This is a genomic window from Rodentibacter trehalosifermentans (assembly GCF_002000545.1).
Taxonomy (GTDB): Bacteria; Pseudomonadota; Gammaproteobacteria; order Enterobacterales; family Pasteurellaceae; genus Rodentibacter; species Rodentibacter trehalosifermentans.
The window spans coordinates 63761-81522 of sequence record NZ_MLHL01000019.1 but is presented as its reverse complement, the minus strand read 5'-3'; the positions used below and the strand labels follow the sequence as shown (position 1 = coordinate 81522).

14 protein-coding genes and 2 pseudogenes are annotated in these 17762 nt (G+C 41.8%); 9 read left to right on the top strand and 7 right to left on the bottom strand.

The genetic code is table 11. The annotated features are described in order from the left end of the window. From BKK52_RS13505 to BKK52_RS04580, 7 genes and pseudogenes are all read left to right on the top strand, one after another. Positions 1 to 2575: pseudogene (locus BKK52_RS13505) on the top strand (hypothetical protein); the annotation flags it as partial. A gap of 149 nt (positions 2576 to 2724) precedes the next feature. Beyond that, positions 2725 to 3216, top strand: a pseudogene (locus tag BKK52_RS04600) (transposase family protein); the annotation flags it as partial. Between the two features lie 173 nt (positions 3217 to 3389). Then, on the top strand, positions 3390 to 3932 hold the full coding sequence (apt, locus tag BKK52_RS04595) for an adenine phosphoribosyltransferase (protein WP_077420211.1): 543 nt from the start codon (positions 3390 to 3392) through the stop codon (positions 3930 to 3932). 10 nt (positions 3933 to 3942) lie between these two features. Beyond that, positions 3943 to 6015, top strand: a complete 2073-nt coding sequence (gene dnaX / locus BKK52_RS04590; protein WP_077420209.1) for a DNA polymerase III subunit gamma/tau — start codon at positions 3943 to 3945, stop codon at positions 6013 to 6015. 40 nt (positions 6016 to 6055) lie between these two features. After that, positions 6056 to 6904, top strand: a complete 849-nt coding sequence (locus BKK52_RS04585) for a DUF808 domain-containing protein (RefSeq protein WP_077420207.1) — start codon at positions 6056 to 6058, stop codon at positions 6902 to 6904. Between the two features lie 129 nt (positions 6905 to 7033). Next, positions 7034 to 7273, top strand: a complete 240-nt coding sequence (locus BKK52_RS14055; RefSeq protein ID WP_256821840.1) for a surface lipoprotein assembly modifier — start codon at positions 7034 to 7036, stop codon at positions 7271 to 7273. Beyond that, positions 7273 to 7803, top strand: a complete 531-nt coding sequence (locus tag BKK52_RS04580) for a surface lipoprotein assembly modifier (protein WP_256821839.1) — start codon at positions 7273 to 7275, stop codon at positions 7801 to 7803. Before BKK52_RS14055 ends, BKK52_RS04580 begins: the two co-directional genes overlap by 1 nt. Before the next feature lie 67 nt (positions 7804 to 7870). Here BKK52_RS04580 and BKK52_RS04575 read toward each other — a convergent pair whose 3' ends face one another. Then, the gene (locus tag BKK52_RS04575; protein WP_077420205.1) at positions 7871 to 8425 is read right to left on the bottom strand and encodes an NAD(P)H nitroreductase; all 555 of its coding nucleotides are present in this window, start codon (positions 8423 to 8425) and stop codon (positions 7871 to 7873) included. Positions 8426 to 8761: 336 nt separating this feature from the next. Between BKK52_RS04575 and sppA the strand changes: the two genes are divergently transcribed. Both sppA and BKK52_RS04565 read left to right on the top strand, forming a co-directional pair. Next, positions 8762 to 10618: a signal peptide peptidase SppA gene (gene sppA / locus BKK52_RS04570; RefSeq protein ID WP_077473498.1), complete on the top strand. Its 1857-nt coding sequence runs from the start codon at positions 8762 to 8764 to the stop codon at positions 10616 to 10618. Further along, positions 10618 to 11292 carry a Fic family protein gene (locus BKK52_RS04565; RefSeq protein ID WP_077478054.1) on the top strand — a complete coding sequence of 225 codons (675 nt, stop codon included), beginning with the start codon at positions 10618 to 10620 and terminating at the stop codon, positions 11290 to 11292. Before sppA ends, BKK52_RS04565 begins: the two co-directional genes overlap by 1 nt. Positions 11293 to 11345: 53 nt before the next feature. Here BKK52_RS04565 and BKK52_RS04560 read toward each other — a convergent pair whose 3' ends face one another. Genes BKK52_RS04560 through BKK52_RS04535 form a run of 6 tightly spaced genes read right to left on the bottom strand, consistent with a single transcriptional unit; the run spans position 11346 to position 17744 of the window. After that, on the bottom strand, positions 11346 to 12278 hold the full coding sequence (locus BKK52_RS04560) for a bile acid:sodium symporter family protein (protein WP_077420202.1): 933 nt from the start codon (positions 12276 to 12278) through the stop codon (positions 11346 to 11348). Positions 12279 to 12336: 58 nt separating this feature from the next. Continuing rightward, positions 12337 to 13146, bottom strand: a complete 810-nt coding sequence (locus tag BKK52_RS04555) for a peptide ABC transporter ATP-binding protein (protein WP_077420201.1) — start codon at positions 13144 to 13146, stop codon at positions 12337 to 12339. Between the two features lie 3 nt (positions 13147 to 13149). Next, complete coding sequence (locus BKK52_RS04550) at positions 13150 to 14202, bottom strand: peptide ABC transporter ATP-binding protein (RefSeq protein ID WP_077420200.1); 1053 nt, start codon at positions 14200 to 14202, stop codon at positions 13150 to 13152. A gap of 2 nt (positions 14203 to 14204) precedes the next feature. Continuing rightward, entirely contained in the window at positions 14205 to 15092 is an 888-nt protein-coding gene (locus tag BKK52_RS04545; protein WP_077473493.1) for an ABC transporter permease subunit, read from the bottom strand. Then, positions 15082 to 16047 carry an ABC transporter permease gene (locus tag BKK52_RS04540; protein WP_077420198.1) on the bottom strand — a complete coding sequence of 322 codons (966 nt, stop codon included), beginning with the start codon at positions 16045 to 16047 and terminating at the stop codon, positions 15082 to 15084. Before BKK52_RS04540 ends, BKK52_RS04545 begins: the two co-directional genes overlap by 11 nt. Further along, complete coding sequence (locus BKK52_RS04535) at positions 16047 to 17744, bottom strand: ABC transporter substrate-binding protein (RefSeq protein WP_077420197.1); 1698 nt, start codon at positions 17742 to 17744, stop codon at positions 16047 to 16049. Before BKK52_RS04535 ends, BKK52_RS04540 begins: the two co-directional genes overlap by 1 nt. Positions 17745 to 17762 lie beyond the last annotated feature (18 nt).

Below are 17762 nucleotides of genomic sequence, written 5' to 3'. Positions count from 1 at the left end.
TACATCGAAAGTTGATCCTATTGCAGAAACGCCAAAAATCGACATCACAGAAATAGCTGGTGATAAGCAAGCAGATACTGTAACTGATGATGGCACAGCAACCGGTGATGTGTACGCACAAATCAGCCCGGCTGAAGCAGCGGCAGGTTTTATCGTTAAAGGTACAAGTAGCGATATTAGCGGTGAGATTACGGTGACAATTGGTGAAAAAGGGTCAGCTGCGGCGATTGTAACTAAAACAGTTACTCCGGCAGAAGATGGTTCTTGGTCGGTCACTGTTGGTGCCGGTGAATTAACCGACTATGCTTCAACTAAAGAGTATGAAGTGAAAGCAACCGGTGCTAACGCAGAAGGTACTGCAGCGAAAGACGTTGATTACACGGCATCAACTCCACAGGTAACGGCTATCGCACTTAACGATAATTTAACCGATGAACCGTTAGAAAATGGCACTTATGAATATAGTAGCTACTATGCACAAAATGATGATAAATATGTGGGTGAGGTAAGCAGTGCGGGCGACTTGAAAGCCGCGACATCTTTATCAACAGGCTTAACTAATGATAAAGATGCAAGCCTAAGCTTTACACTTGATAAGGAACCGACAGCGGGTCAAATTGTTAAGGTGTATCGTTATACCCTTTCTGAAAGCTCGGATGCGGCAACACCATACACCGAACATAGTAAAACGGATGTTACTGCAGATTTAACGACCTCAGATGGCTTAAATTATGTCTTAACGCCAAAAGGTGCTAATGTACTTGATGATACTTACAGTACAAACTACCGCTATGAAGTGGTCATCGAAGATAAGAACGGTGATGAACTCTCAGCCGGTGCTAAGGCGACATTTGATTTCCGCTTAGACACCTTAGTAGAGCAAATGTCGGTTGAGAAATTTGATATTACAACAGGTGAAGTCGTCTTTGCTCCAACCGGTTTATCTGAAGTGGGTGCAACCATTCAATATCGTTATGCAACAGGTACAGGCAAAACTGACTGGTCGGATAAAGTGATTGCAAATAGTGACGGTAAATACAATCTAACGCTCAATAACTTTAATCGTAAAGTGTCGGGTGCATTAGAACTGCGTATTACTGATGCTGCGGGTAACGTGTCTGAAACAAAAGTCAGCGTATTACGTAACTTAACGGCTACAATGAATACTGAGGAAGGTCCGGATCCAAGACCGGAAGGTAGCAAAATCGGTGCACCAATTACCTATGGTAATGGCAGTATGGATGATGCAGCTGTAGTTCTCCCACGTCAACCAGTTACAACTGCAGATAATGGTGGTTTTGTTACTACAGATGGTAACGATACTATTATCTTTGGTTTAGACTATAATCGCTTCGGTAATATGGGTGTATACAATGGTACCTTCGGCGCAACGCAGGCAAATACCTTTGGTGGCTTTGCAGCTGGAGCAGGTGACGACAGTGTTCAATTCAGAGGTGAGGCACAATCAATGTATGGTGCAAAATTTGATATGGGCGCAGGTAATGACCGTATTTCAGTCGCAGGTGATCTGAAAATTGGAAATTATACGTTTGATCTAGGGCAAGCGGATGATAAAGCGGGTGATACCAATATCCTCTATATTGGTGGAGATATTGTTAATGCCTCCACAACAAAATTCTTCGGTGGCGCAGGTAACGATAGTATCCAAGTAGATGGTAACTTTGATGGTAATAAAACGATTGAGCTTGGTGAAGGAAATAATGAACTTCGTGTGGGTTATGGCACCTCCGGCGGTACAGATCTTAAGAAGGCAACCTCCTTTACTTCAGGAAGTGGTGATGACATTATTTCTGTAAAAGGTAGTATCGGTACTATTGCAGGTCAAAAGCAAACCTTTGATCTCGGTGACGGTAATAACTTCATTGAAACAGGGGGCAATATCGACACCGATGGTGTGTTCACCTTCGGTAAAGATGTGGATACCGTGAGCATTAAAGGCGGACTCTACGGCGGTACCTTTAACTTCGGAGCGGGTAACGATGAGATGACTGTCGGCACAATCGCCAAATCAGCGGTAGATAACGTGAAGCTTAACTTTGGTGAAGGTGATGACAAGTTAATTATCAATGGCACTCAAGTGAATACCGGTTATGGTGCAATTGATGGTGGAGAGGGTAATGATACCATTGTCTTAAAAGGTCAAAATCTAGATCTCAAATTGAGTCAAGTGATCAACTTTGAAACCATTGATATGCGCGCAATAAGCGGTGGCACCGGCAACCAAAAAGTGAGTTTATCTCTTAAAGATTTACAGCAAACCGGTGATACAGCCACTAAACTTTATATCAAAGGTGATGTGGGTGATACCGTTGACTTTGGTAACAACGGCGGTGATGGAGCGAACAATGGTGCTAGAGATGGTGTCAATGGTAAAGAATTCCGTGATAGCGGTGGAACAAACTTAACTGGAAAAAATGACTGGAATGTTTGGGAAAAAACAGGTTCAGATATCGTTGAGAACGGTGTAGTGTATGATAAATACACCTACAAAGGTGCAACCGGTGAAGTGAATAGCGAAGAAGTGTATATCCAACAAGGTATTTCAATCATCTAATGATTGACTTCGTGATAGTTTAGTATCAATCCCCCGAGGAGTAATCCTTGGGGGATTTTTTATGAAAAGAGCGGTCTGTTTTTTTGATTTTTTCGATATTATGAAGCGAATGTACAAAAGTAGTTGAGATGTCGGCTTGAGTAGTATAGTTTGCATTGGATAAACTGGCGTTTGGGCAGGTTCGGATCAATAATGAACGATGCAAACAAAGCATTTTTGTGTTCGTAAGCGGTGTTCGCTCAATTTGGTTGAGACACAACCTAGCTAATATTAAACAGAGATTGACAGCACTTGAAAAACTTGTTGCAGAGCGAGGGGGTATTTTCAATGAATCCCAAATTCAAGCCTTAGAGCGTAAGAAATAGGATAAGGTCGTGACGAAATTGAAACAATCTATCTCGGCTCTATCTGGGGGCTCAAGGTTCGTTCTATGTGGACAATCTTAAAGGTGTTAGGCGAATTTATCAGCAAACCTTGCAAAATTATATACGATGAAGACCGCTATCACCGCCGCAGATATGCTGAATGATAAAGTGCAGCTTTACTTTGCAAGTCAAGGCTTACCAATGTTATTACGTATTCTCACCGACCGAGGCAGTGAATATTGTGGTAAGGTGGAAAATCATGACTACGACTTATTTGGTGATTAATGATAGGAAATGTATATTGGTAACTAGGAGGGACTTTCAACTGGCAATGAATTAGCTCGCTAATCAGCTTCCATAATTTTCTGGGATCTTCCATTTTTCCTCATTTTTTATGCTAGAATAGCCACCCAAAATATTGAACTTTCCTTACTTTATTGAGCTTATTTATGAATACCAAACTCGAACTTATCAAGTCTTCCATCAAATCCATTCCTAATTATCCGAAAGAAGGCATTATTTTCCGTGATATTACAGCCTTATTAGAAGTGCCTGAAGCTTTCAAAGCCAGCATTGATTTAATCGTTGCACAGTATCGTGATAAAAAAATAACTAAAGTACTTGGCACCGAATCCCGTGGTTTTATTTTTGGTGCGCCAGTTGCCCTTGCATTGGGTTTACCTTTTGAATTAGTGCGCAAACCGAAAAAACTCCCACGTGAAACCATTTCACAATCCTACCAATTGGAATATGGTCAGGACACCCTTGAAATTCACGTGGATGCCGTTTCCGAAGGGGATAACGTGTTGATTATTGACGATTTGCTCGCTACCGGCGGTACCGTTGAAGCCACTGTTAAATTGGTGGAACGTTTAGGCGGAAAAGTCAAACATGCGGCATTTGTGATTAATCTGCCTGAGCTTGGCGGCGAACAACGCTTGAATGAATTAGGCGTGGATTGCTACACCTTAGTGAATTTTGAGGGGCATTAAACAATCATTTATGAGCTATCAAGTTTTAGCCCGAAAATGGCGTCCCCAAACCTTTGAAGAGGTGGTGGGGCAAAGCCATATTCTCACCGCACTTTCCAATGGCTTAAAAGAACAACGCCTTCATCACGCCTATCTCTTTTCCGGCACACGTGGAGTGGGAAAAACCTCCATCGCACGCCTTTTTGCCAAAGGGTTAAATTGCATTAAAAACGGTATTACCGCTCACCCTTGCGGCGAATGTGAAAATTGTAAAGCCATCGAGCAAGGTGCATTTATTGATTTGATTGAGATTGATGCGGCTTCCCGTACCAAAGTGGAAGATACCCGGGAATTATTGGATAACGTGCAATATAAACCGGTGGTCGGGCGTTTCAAAGTGTATTTGATTGATGAAGTGCATATGCTTTCACGTCATTCTTTCAATGCGTTACTGAAAACTTTGGAAGAACCGCCGGAGTATGTCAAATTTTTACTTGCCACCACAGATCCGCAAAAATTGCCGGTCACCATTTTATCCCGCTGTATGCAATTTCATCTCAAAGCGTTAGATGAAACGCAAATTTCACAACATCTTGCCCATATTTTAAGTCAAGAAAATATCCCTTTTGACTCGGTTGCTTTAGATAAATTGGCAAAAGCGGCGCAGGGGAGTATTCGCGATAGTCTCAGTCTTACGGATCAAGCTATTGCTATGGGGGATCGTCACGTTACGGTCAATGTGGTCAATGCGATGTTAGGATTATTGGATGATACGCAAGCCATTGACATCATTTACGCCCTACACCAAGGCAATGGCGAAGCTTTAATGAAAACAATTCAGACGGTTGCCGAAAAAGCAGGTGATTGGGATAGCTTATTGTCTGAAGTGGCGGAAAAATTGCATCAAATTGCCTTAATGCAGTTATTGCCGCAAAATACCGCAAATGAAAATGAACACCTTGCCTTTCTTGCAAAACATATCGCACCGGAAGATGTTCAGTTTTTCTATCAGGTAATCGTTTCAGGTCGAAAAGAGCTGAGTGTGGCACCGAACTATCGTGTCGGGGCGGAAATGACATTATTACGGGCGTTAGCATTTCACCCAAAGTTTCTAACGGCAGCGCCGAAATCTAATTTGTCTGAATCTCAATCGACGTCCGATGGAAAAAGTGCGGTTGAAAATCAGGGAAATTATATTGATGTACCGGTGCTGTCGCAGACTATCAAAGCGAATTATGGCGCAGAATCCGCCCGTTCCGTTTCTTCTTCAAATCAAACACTTAATCTTGCCAGCCTTGCGGCGTTAGATGCGTTAAAGCAACTGAATCAAATTGAAGATAATGAGCGACAATCCCATCAAAAAGAAATGAATGATGCTGTGAATGAAACATTGCATCACATTCAAGTTCTTGATGAGCAAAAAACAGAAAGAAAAATGACCGCACTTCCCGTGCGTGAAATGACGCCGCCAAAGAAAACGGCGGTAAAAGAGCCTGTTGTTCCCCCACTCCCTAAAAATATTCAGACGATGGAAAACTCTGTGGAGGATAATGCGGAGTTGGCGCAAGAAGAGCAGGAAATGCTTGATGCGGAAACCTATCGTTGGGAATGGCGTAATCCTGAGCTTGCTAAGGAAGTGGAGACTATTCGCCCATCAGATATTAAACAAGCCATCTTGGAAGATATGACACCGGCGTTACGTTTACGCATTATTGGTATCACTCAAGCCCGTGATGAATGGACGGATATTGTCGAGCGTTCCGGTGTCACAGGTTTTGCCAAAGAGTTGGCATTAAATTGTTTTTTGCTTGGTAAAACAGAGAACACCATTCAACTTGGGATTCATTCGGGAAAAGCTCATTTACGTCAAGATCGGAATATCAAAGTTTTAACGGAAGCCCTCGATAAGCTTTACGGACAGGAAATAAAGCTTGATATTCAATCCGATGATCGTGAGGTCATAACGCCCATGGAACTTCGCAAACAGGTATATCAAGATCTTTGTGAGCAGGCCCGTGGCGAACTTCAACAAGATAAAAAATTACTTCTCTTACAAAAAGAGTTTGATGCAACCTTGGATGTAGAGAGCATCCGCCCGGTTTAAACTCACTTTTTTCTCAATTCACTTTATTAAAGGAAATTTTATGGCATTTAGTTCGCTTTTCACATTAATTGATGATATAGCCTCCCTTCTTGATGATGTGGCATTAATGACCAAAATGGCAGCCAAAAAAACCGTTGGAGTGGTAGGGGACGATCTTGCCTTAAATGCAAACCAAGTTACCGGTGCCAGTGCGGAACGGGAACTGCCGATTGTCTGGGCGGTGATGAAAGGATCTTTTGTCAACAAACTCATTTTAATTCCCCTTGCCTTATTGCTTTCCGCTTTTTTGCCCGGATTGATCGTGCCGCTTTTAATGTTAGGCGGGGCATACCTTTGTTTTGAAGGTGTTGAAAAATTATTGCACAAGTTCTTCCATCACGATGAACCGCAGGAAAAAAACGAGTTTAATGAACAGGTAAAGATCAAAGGGGCGATTCGTACGGATTTTATCCTTTCTGCAGAAATCATTATTATCGCGCTTGGTGAACTCACCCAAGCGGATCTTATTACGCGTATTATTACCCTTTCGATTATTGGTATAGGCATTACGGTTCTAGTTTATGGCTTAGTTGCTTTGATTGTGAAAACCGATGATTTTGGCTTGTTTTTGATGAAAAAAGGCAAAACGGCAAAAAGCATTGGGCAAGGCATTTTACTGATTATGCCAAAATTTATGCGGGCCTTAAGTGTGATTGGCACGCTGGCGATGTTCCTTGTGGGCGGTGGGATTTTCGTTCATCACCTTGATTTTATTCACCATTTCCTTGAACAATATCAACTCACCGATGGTTGGATAAGCAATCTTGCCGCATTAATTGTGGGGGTTGTCATTGGTGCAATTATTTGTGCGATAGTATTGCCGATAATGAAATTGGTGTCGAAGCATTAGAAAAACACGCTAAAAAATCACCGCACTTTCCCCCTTCCTCCGAAATCCTTCGGATTTCCCCCTTTCCTCTAAATAGGAGAGGGGACATACCATAAATAAGCGAAGTGAAGTTTGTACAATGGCGATATAATGCCACAAACCGCCCACGGCATAGCCTATAGTCTTTCGCTCGGCAAAGATTTCAATCTCGGCAACCGCTATTATCTCGCCTTTGAAAACGAATTATTCGGCAAAAGTTATTGGGATAATCACGATTATGACGATATTTATAACCGCACTTCCCTTGGTGTGCGTTATAAAACCGCACAATCCACCCTCAGCCTGTTACCATTTTATGAAAAACGTTGGTACGGTGGGGAAAGTTATTAGTGGGGCAATGGCGCACGATTGGAATTAAGCCATTGCTCAATCCGAATTGGCAGCTTTCAACAGCAGCGGAATACACCAAACAACGCTATTTCGACAGCACCGCACAAAACGGCAACACCAAATTAGTGTCTGCCACCTTGGTGTGGGCGAGAACGCCACGCCAATTTTTCTATCTTGGCGGCGATTTCAACCGTGAAACCACCAAAGTGAAACAATACGGCTCTGACACCAAATCGCTCCGTATCGGTTGGGGGCAGGAATGGAGCAAAGGCATTTCAAGCCGTTTAGGCTTGGGCTTTTCACAACGCCATTATAAAGATCAAGCGGTATTGGGTGGGTTGATTCCCTTGGGGAAAGTGCGCAAAGATCGCATTTTCAATGTTAATCTCACTCTTTGGAAACGGGATTGGCATTTGTTCGGTATCACGCCAAAATTGCAATTTTCCTACCGTAAACAAAAAAGTAACATCCCAAGTCTGTATTCTTACGACCGTCAAAACCTGAATTTGATTTTTGAGAAATCTTTTTAAGTTTATGGGAGGGAAAATGGCAAGTGGGTAAACTTTGTTCACCCACTTGCCTTGTTTAAAGAGGGGGTTATAAATAACTCACAAATTCTTCCATGCTCTCTTGGCGAGCTTCTCTTTCCACTTTTTCTATGGCGGTGCCAAGCATTAATAACGCCACAATGTTATCCTGTTCACGGCAACCAAGGGCTTGACGAAGAGCTGTGCCTTCCACCCACTTTCCGGTGATCCAAACATTGTCAAACCCTTGTGCGTGAGCGGCAAGTTGAATACCGTAGGCAGCGCAACCGGCAGTCAGCAATTGTTCCCATTCCGGCACTTTGGGGATGTCAGGGGTGATTTTAGCGATAACCGCAATCACCATAGGTGCACGGTGTGCCAAATTCTCTGCTTTTTTTAACCGCTCTTCACCAAGATTAAATTCCAAAACCGCTTCTTTGAGCAATTCCTCTAGTTTATGCAAACCTTCATTTTCGATCACCACAAAGTGATAAGGCTGTAATTTACCGTGATCGGGTGTGCGAAGTGCGGCTTGAAAAATGTGTTTGAGCTGCGTTTTATTAGGGGCAGGGGCGGTGAGTTTTTTGTTGGAACGACGGGTGGTTAAAAGGGTTAAAGCATCCATTTTTTTATCTCATTTCTTTTTCATTAAGCAAAAGTGCGGTGTTATGTCGCACTTGCACAAAACTATTGGCTATCTTCCCTCCCTCCGTTTACGGGGGGAGGTGCCGCAGGCGGAGGGGAAAAGAGCGGTTACTTTTCACTGAGTTTTTGCAACTTTGTTGCAATCCCCCTTAAGGTGCCACCTCGCTTCCTGTAAAAGGAGGGAGCGAAAAATTATCTATTGTGCAACTGCTACATAATGCCGCAAAAGTGCGGTAGATTATAGCATAGTTTTTAGTACGGGTTTATGTTACTCTAAGCGCAATTTTTTTGACCTATCTGATACCTTATGAATCCCATTTTTCGAGTCATTAGATTTTGTTGGCGTACACTAAATTTTATCCGTGATTTAGTGATGAACTTTTTCTTTTTAATTTTTATTTTATTGTTGGTGACACTTTTTAGTTTCACTGGCAATACGAAAAAAAATACGGTGAATTTAACTGCCGATAAAGGGGCGTTGTTGCTGAATTTAGACGGCTATTTGGCGGATAATCGTGATGACACATTTGGTTGGCAACAGGCATTACGCGAATTAAATACCAGCGAACGCACACCGTTGCAAATTTCTACTTTCGATGTGGTTTACGCCATTAATCTAGCAAAAGAAGACGACAGCATTCGGGGCTTGGTGCTGGATCTGAATTATTTTTCAGGCGGCGATTTGCCGGCAATGGATTATATCGGTAAGGCGATTGCGGATTTCAAAACCTCGGAAAAACCGGTGATCGCTTTTGCCAATAATTATTCGCAAGGGCAATATTTTTTAGCCAGTTTTGCCGATCAGATTTATTTGAATCCGATAGGGCAAGTTTCCGTTCAAGGATTGGCACAAGAGAATTTGTATTATAAAGATCTGTTGGACAAACTGGCTATCACGCCGCATATTTTCCGTGTCGGCAGCTATAAATCTGCCGTTGAGCCTTTCTTACGCAATGATATGTCGCCGGAAGCGAAAGCAAATATGAACCAATGGTTAAACGGGATGTGGGAAAGTTATGTGCAGATTGTGAGTGCGAACCGCCATATTTCTCACGAAACCCTGCTCCCCAATGCAAGACAATATTTAGCGGATTTGAAAGCCTTGAAGGGCAACAGTACGGCTTATGCGAAACAACGTAGATTAATCACAGACATTGCTACCCATTTAGATTTAGATAAAAAATTAACCGCACTTTTCGGTAAAAATGCGGAAGGTGAGGTGAATATGGTGGATTTCTCAACCTATTTATCCGGATTTGAAGATCGAATGACATCTTCAATAGGTGAAAATAAAATCGCCATAGTCAATGTGGAAGGAGCGATTATTGACGGTGAAAGTGCAGAAGGTGATGTTGGTGGCGACAGCGTGGCACGTTTGTTGCGTAAGGCATACGATGATAATTCAGTAAAAGCGGTTATATTGCGGGTAAATTCGCCGGGAGGCAGTGCTTTTGCCTCAGAGTTGATTCGTCAAGAAGTGGATAATTTACAAAAAGCAGGCAAACCGGTGGTGGTGTCTATGGGGGCGATGGCGGCATCGGGCGGCTATTGGATTTCGGCAACATCGGATTATATTATTGCGGATAAAAATACGATCACCGGTTCTATCGGTATTTTTGCTATGCTGCCAACCTTTGAAAATGCAATCAAAAAAATTGGCATCAATGCTGATGGTGTGGCGACAACGGAATTGGCGGAAACCTCGGTGTTTAGCCCGCTCTCAAAAAATACACAAGATATTTATCAGTTAGAAATTGAGCATGGCTATGATAAATTTTTGACTTTAGTCAGTAATGGTCGCCAAATGTCAAAAAATACTGTGGATAAAATTGCACAAGGTCAGGTGTGGCTGGGTAAAGATGCTTTCAAGCATAATCTTGTGGATGAGTTGGGGGATTTTGATCGTGCCGTAGAAAAAGCGGGCGAATTGGTTAATCTTCATCGTGATCCTGTGATTGAAGATTTTTCGGTGGAATGGATAACGGAAGAAGACACCAGCCTTGTAGGGAAACTCTTTAAGGATTTCAGACAAAGCGGACAGCAATTTATCGCCCAATGGTTTGATTTACCTAAACCGCTCCAACAAATCAAACGGGATTTAAATCAACTCAATAAATTCAATGATCCGAAAGGGCATTATTTGTATTGTTTGAATTGTGGAAAGGTGAATTAATGGAAAATAAATATCAACTTTCACTCAAAGAAAACATTTTTCTGGCGAAAAAAACATGGGTTTCTCAAATTTATCATATGAGTAAATTTGAAAATTGTAATACAACCTTGTTACAAACCGAGCATATTTTAAATTATCGTGCCGATATATCGGTTTCTTTAAATGACGCCGAAACGATCTTGAATTTACGCAATGGCTTTCGGTTTATGATTAATCATATTCAAGATGAATTGAGTCTTGATTTTATGAAAAAGATTAATTTTCTTGTGGCGCAAAATGATTCCCTTGATCCCGGCGAAATTCGGCGTGGTCAAGTGGGCGTATCCCTTTATAATGGCGAGCGTTATGTGCCGGCAATTCCTAAAGAGGCTGATGTGATAGCAAAAATCACTGCCATTTTATCGGACTTGCAACATTCAGAAATCTATCGGGGATTGGTTTTTATGCTTGAAATGATGAAAGATCAAATTTTTTGGGATGGCAATAAAAGAACGGCAATTCTTTCCGCTAATGCTTATTTTATTCAACAGGGATTGGGGATCATTGAGATTGACGATAGCTATTTTGATGAATTTAATTTAATGCTTTCCGCTTTTTATCAAGATCAAAATAAACGGGAAATATTGGTTAAATTTTTATATGAGAATTGTATTCAAGGCATTGATTTTAATTAAAAAAGCAGGGGTTGCCCTGCTTTTCTTTTTAATAAGAGCGGTCAAATTTACCATTATTTTCCATTCTTCATTGTTGAAAAAATATTCGCCAAAATCGGGCCGGATACATTGTGCCAGAAACTGAATAAGGCACTTGGTACGGCGGCAATAGGGTTAAAATGTGCCGCTGCAAGGGCTGCACCTAAACCGGAATTTTGCATACCGACTTCAATCGCAATCGCTTTACTGTCTGCAGTGTTGAGTTTGAATAATTTTGCCGCAAGAAAGCCAATGAGATAGCCTAAACAGTTGTGTAATACCACAACACTGAAAATCAATAAGCCGGATTCCACAATTTTATCTTTGCTCACCGCCACCACCGCCGCCAAAATTAAGACGATTGACACCACGGAGATAAGTGGGGTGATTTGACTTGCTTGGGTAATGATATTTTTGAATAAGGTGCGAACCACTAGCCCTAAGAAAATAGGGAAAAGCACCATTTTCAAGACTGACATAAACATCGCAGAGGCATTAATATCCAGCCATTGGCTTGCCAGTAGGTAAAAAATTGCCGGTGTTAAAAGCGGGGAGAGTAGGGTTGAAATGGTGGTGCAAGCAACGGAGAGTGCGGTGTTACCTTTTGCAAGATAGGTCATCACATTTGAGGAAGTTCCACCCGGGCATGAGCCGACTAAAATGACACCCACTGCAAGGTCAGAGGGTAAATTAAATACTTTGGCTAAGAAAAAGGCGATGGCAGGCATAATCACAAATTGACCGACCACACCGATAAAAACGGCTTTCGGGTGTTTTGCCACTTCACCAAAATCGCTGAATGTGAGGGTGATCCCCATACCGAACATCACTAAACCGAGTAAGTAAGGAATGTATGATGCGAAAATTTTGAATTCTGCCGGAAATAAAAAGGCAAGAACAGCAAAAACGATAGCCCATAGGGCAAAGGTTCTGCTGACAAATTGGGTTAATTTAAGCAGTGTTTGCATGGATTTTCCTTATAGATAATAAAAGAGCGGTCGATTCTAAAGGTGTTTTTCTTGTAAATCAATCTGCGATATCTTGGCGGACCCAAGCACTTTCATCCAACAAGCGACCAAAATGGCTTTCCACAAGGCGTTTTGTTACGGTGGTTTGAGGGGTGCAAAAGAGATCTTTGGGGGAACCGTATTCAATGATTTTTCCTTCATCCATCACAAGCACATCGTCAGCGAGATGTTTGATGACCCCTAAATCTTGCCCTACATAAATATAGGCAACGCCTAAACGGGCTTGGATATCGACGGAAAGATTGAGAAGTTGAACTCGCACCGAGGCATCTAACGAGCTTAGCGCATCATCGACAATAATAATTTCAGGTTCTAAGATGATTGCCCGTGCGATGGCGATCCGTTGTTTTTGGCTTACGGAAAGGTTTTTGATTTTTAAGTTGGTGTAATCAGGGTAAAGCCCAACCATAGAAAGGGTTTTAAAGATCTTCTGATTACGTTTTTCTTCATCCCAGTCAGTCGTTAATCGAAGTGGTGAATCAAGGATTTGCCCAATATTTTGTCGGGGATTAAAGGCGGAATTGGCATCTTGGAACACCATACGGATGTGTTGGGTGCGATAATGGGGATTTTCAAAATCAAGCGGTTCATTATTAAATTTAATTTCCCCTGAAGTGGGTTTTATCATCCCGGCTATCATTTTTACTAATGTGGATTTTCCCGAACCGTTTTTTCCGATAATGGCGAGGGTTTGTTTTCGTTCAAGATTGAAACTCACGTTTTCCACGGCATTAAATTTGCTTGAGCCAAACCAACGGGCGGGACCGTCAAAGGTTTTACAGAGGTCGATTACTTGTAATAAAGGCATAGGTTAATCCTTATTGGGTTCCGTAGATAAGGTAAGCGGGGAATTCAGCACGGTTTCTTTTATCTGTTTTTCTCGAAAGTTAATCGGAAAATGGCAAGAAAACTCGTGCTGTTTAATACGATAGCGTGTCGGTTTTTTAATGCATTGTTTTTGTGAAAAAGGACAGCGTGGTCCAAAACGGCATCCCATTGGCATTTGTTCTAATAGGGGGACGGTTCCCTCTAATGTCCCAAGTTTCGACTTAAAACCAAAGGGTTGGGTAAAATCCGGTACAGAATGAATCAGCGCCTTGGTATAGGGGTGATGAGGCGATTCCAATAAGGTTTGTGTGGGTGCCGATTCGGTATTTTGCCCGCAATAAAGCACGGATACCGTATGACAAAAATCACTCACGCCGGGAATGTCATTGCTGACTAAGAGAATACTCATCCCTTGGTTTTGATTCATACCGGAAAGTAAGCGGAACACTTGGCGTGCAGTAATAGACTCCAAGGCATTTGTGGGTTCATCGGCAATGAGCAGACGTGGTTGATTTGCCACGGCAATGGCAATCATCACTTTTTGCCCTTCTCCTTCCGTGAGTTCATTGGGGTAACTTGCCATAATGTCTTTATGATTTTTTATGCCTACACGATGAAGTAATTCGATGGCTCGGCGTTTTTTCCAACCAAACCAATGCCACCATTTGCCACGATATGTCCAACTCGGAATATGTTGGATTAACTGTTTACCGATTTTTCGACTGGGATCTAAACAGGTGAGAGGATCTTGAAAAATCATCGAAATTTCTTTACCGACTAATTTTCTACGCTGTGTAGGAGAGAGTTTTAACAGTTCCACATCATTGAATCGGAAACGATCTGCGGTGATAATCCAATCCTCTTTGATGGCATTTCCAATCACTTTGGCAATTAAACTTTTACCCGAGCCGGATTCGCCCACCAGCCCTAAAATGTCGCCGTCATTGAGGGTTAAATTAACACCGTCAATAATTCTTACGCGCCCCGTCGGCGTTTTGATTTCAATGTTGAGATTACGAATATCCAGTAGTGCCATAGTTATTGATAGTATTGGTTAATGGCTTTACATAAGCCGTTGGTAAAGACAATGCTTAACAAAATCGTGATGATAATGGCAAAGCCGGGGAGCAACACCGTCCAAGGGGCGAGATAAATCAATTCAAGGGAATCTTTAATCATCGCTCCCCATTCCGACATGGGGCGTTGCGCACCGAGGGAAATAAAACTTAGGGCACTAATGTCTAAAATCGTGACAACAAACGCCCGTGAAATTTCCTGAATATAGGTGACGGTAATGTTGGGTAGGATCGTACTGCGAAGTAATTCGCCGTCAGTGATACCATCCAGTTTTAACATCATGACATAGCCTTTTTTGAGTTCTTGTTGAATTGCACGATAAATGGCGTGGGTGAAATAGGGAAGCACTGCCAATAAGGTGGAAATCACGGCATTCATCAAACTGGGTTCCATAAAGGTGGATATGATGATCGCAATGAGCAAAATCGGAATAGAGAGAAAGGCATCAAAAATATGACCGAGAAAACGGGCTTTAATGCCACCGGACATCCCCGCCCAAATGCCTAATGCACCACCGATCAGCGCCGCAAGAATTACCACAATCAAGGAAGAGCCTAGTGTATAGCGCGTGCCCATTATGACACGGCTTAATACATCGCGAGCCAGATCATCGGTGCCAAAGAAAAAGGCGATTTGCCCTTTTTCCACCCAAGACGGCGGCATTAACTCTTGTCCGACAAATTCCATACTATCGCTGTATGGGGCGACAAAAGGGGCGAAAAGTGCGGTTAAAATTAACAGAAAAAATAAATAAAAGCTCAGTAAAGCAATTCGATTTTTGCGAAACTGTAACCAAATTTGATAAATTGATGCACTTTCACGAAATTCATCAGGTTCTTTATCTTGCATACCAACCTTTCTTATTAAATGGATCGAGAATAAACATCACGGTTTTGGCTAGGGTGTCAATGGTAATAATACAAATACCTAATACAATGACACCGGCGGAAATACTGTTGTAATCTTGGATGCTGACCGCATCAATAAGCCAACGTCCGATCCCGGGCCAGCCGAGGACGGTTTCTACGAGCATACATTGGGTAAGCACTAAAGTGAACACGCGCGTGATTTGTGGTACGAGTAATGGAAAAGTATTGCGAAAGACATATTGTTGCAAAATTTTCCATTTTGACCATCCACGGGTCACCGCTGTTTTGGTGTAATTTTGTTGAAGAATGTATTCCGCCCGTTGTTGAATGGTTCGGATGATTTCCATCGTCGGTAAGATACATAAAATTAGGGTTGGGAGGGCGAGATGTTGTAATACGCTTTGCACGATTTTTGTGCGATAAGGCACGTCCACAAACCAAACGTCAACCACCGGAAAACCGGTAATCGGGGGGATTTCATAAAGCAAATTATATTGTCCGGTAGCGGATATTTCCCAACCATAAATCGCCGCCATATAGAGTAAAATCGGGGCAAGCCAAAAAATAGGAATTGATAGTCCTACATAGGATAAACTTTGCAAGGTTTTAGAAAAAATGCCCTGATTATTGACCGCACTTAAAATGCCAAGAGGAATACTGAAAATAAAAGCAAGCAATAAGGCGGTAAAACACAGTTCTAATGTGGGCGGTAAAACGGTAAAAATAAGTGATTTTAATGATTGACCGCCGTTATAGGTAATGCCTAAATCTCCTTGCAGCAATGCATTAAGATAATAAAAATAGCTACCCAAAATGTTATTTTGGATAAGTGCTTCATTCAACGGATCCCGCATTAAAATAGCAAAGCTAATGAGGGTTAAAATAAAGAATAATAAAATAACCCAAAGGAGATGGCGTAATGCCGACCACAACATTATTTTTTCTCCTTAGCGAAATAAAGCGTTGAAAAATTGATGCTGCCGAAAGGAGTCATTTGCACCCCTTTTACTTTGTTATTGGCGACTAAAAAGCGTTTTGCATTGGCAATCGGGATAATCGGCAGCTCTTTTAGCACTAAGTTTTGAGCGATATTGTAATTTTTCGCACGTTCACGCAAGGATGTATTGGCGAGTGCATTATCCATTAAGTCATTAAATTGAGGATGACACCAGTTGGATAAATTTGTCATATCCTCTTTGGTTTCACAGCTTAAAATGGGACGCATAAAACCGTCAGGATCTAAATTCCCGGCAAGCCAACCGGTAAGAATCATATCGTAATCTTCGGTTTTTTTATTCCGCTGCTCTAACAAAAACGTTCGTGTAACCGACCGCACTTTGACATTTACCCCGGCTTGTGCCAAATCCCATTTGATAAGTTCCGCCATTTTTATGGGGGAAGGATTATACATTTGTTCTTCATTAAGTACCCACATATTCAGTTGCAAATTTTTGTTTTCCAGCACTTTTTTGGCGTGTTTTGGCGAATAGTCAAAATCAAATTCCGGTGTATTAATATCCGATGCCCAAGAAACATTGGGGATAATATTATTCGCCACCGTTGCCGTGTTGTGATAAATATTGCGGACAATACGCGCCCGATTAATACTTTGTGAAATAGCTTGACGAATTTGCGCATTTTGCATTAGCGGTTTATTGAAATTAAACGCCAAATAGGAAAGATTCATTCCTTCTGCAGACTGTAAATAATAACGTTCGTCATTATTGTGTAATAGCCCTAATTGGCTCACTTCCGGATAAGCGGCAATTTGACATTCGTTATTGAAAAATTTAATCAGGCGTGCGGTGCGTTCGGTGGATAAATCAACCAAAATATGTTTAATTTTGGCATCGTTGTTCCAATAATGATCATTACGCAACAAACGTACATATTGGTTATAGATATAATCTTGAACTTGATAAGGGCCGGTACCGACAGGATGAGTATCCAGTTGGGGGAGATTATCATCTGCACTTAATTGATAGGCATATTCTTGTGAAAAAATAATCGCATATTGGCTGGCAAGGTGCGACAGAATAGAAGAATCCGGCTCAAAGAGTTCAATTTTTATCTTGTAAGGATTGACTGCTGTAATGGACTTAATTTTTTGATTTAATCTGATGCTGTCAAAATACGGAAAACGCACTTTTTTCGCTTGTTCATGAAAGATGCGATATTGCGGATTCTTACCCTGTACCGGATGATCTTGATTTAAAACGGGTAAATAGGTGTTATGACCCAATACACGGTTGATGGAAAAGATGACATCTTCCGCATTGAAATCCCGAGTAGGCGTAAACCAGGCTGTGTGATGAAATTTTACCCCTTTACGTAAATTAATGAGAATTTCTTTACCATCGGGTGAGATGGTATAAGATTGTGCCAAAGAGGGTGTAACGGTCGCACTGTGATTTTTAATTTCAAACAGTTTGTTATAAATCTGTTCTGTGACCACATTCATACTGGTGCCGGCATCTGCTGTTTGTGGATTAAACGAAAATCCCGAAGAATTCGTGCAATAAATTAAACCGTTTTCCGTTAAACTTTCCGGCACACGCGGTGCGGCTTGAACCTGACTAAGTAAGCCCAAATTGAAAAGAAAGCAGAAAAATATCGGATTTCGGCGTAACATAATGAATGTGTTGTGGTA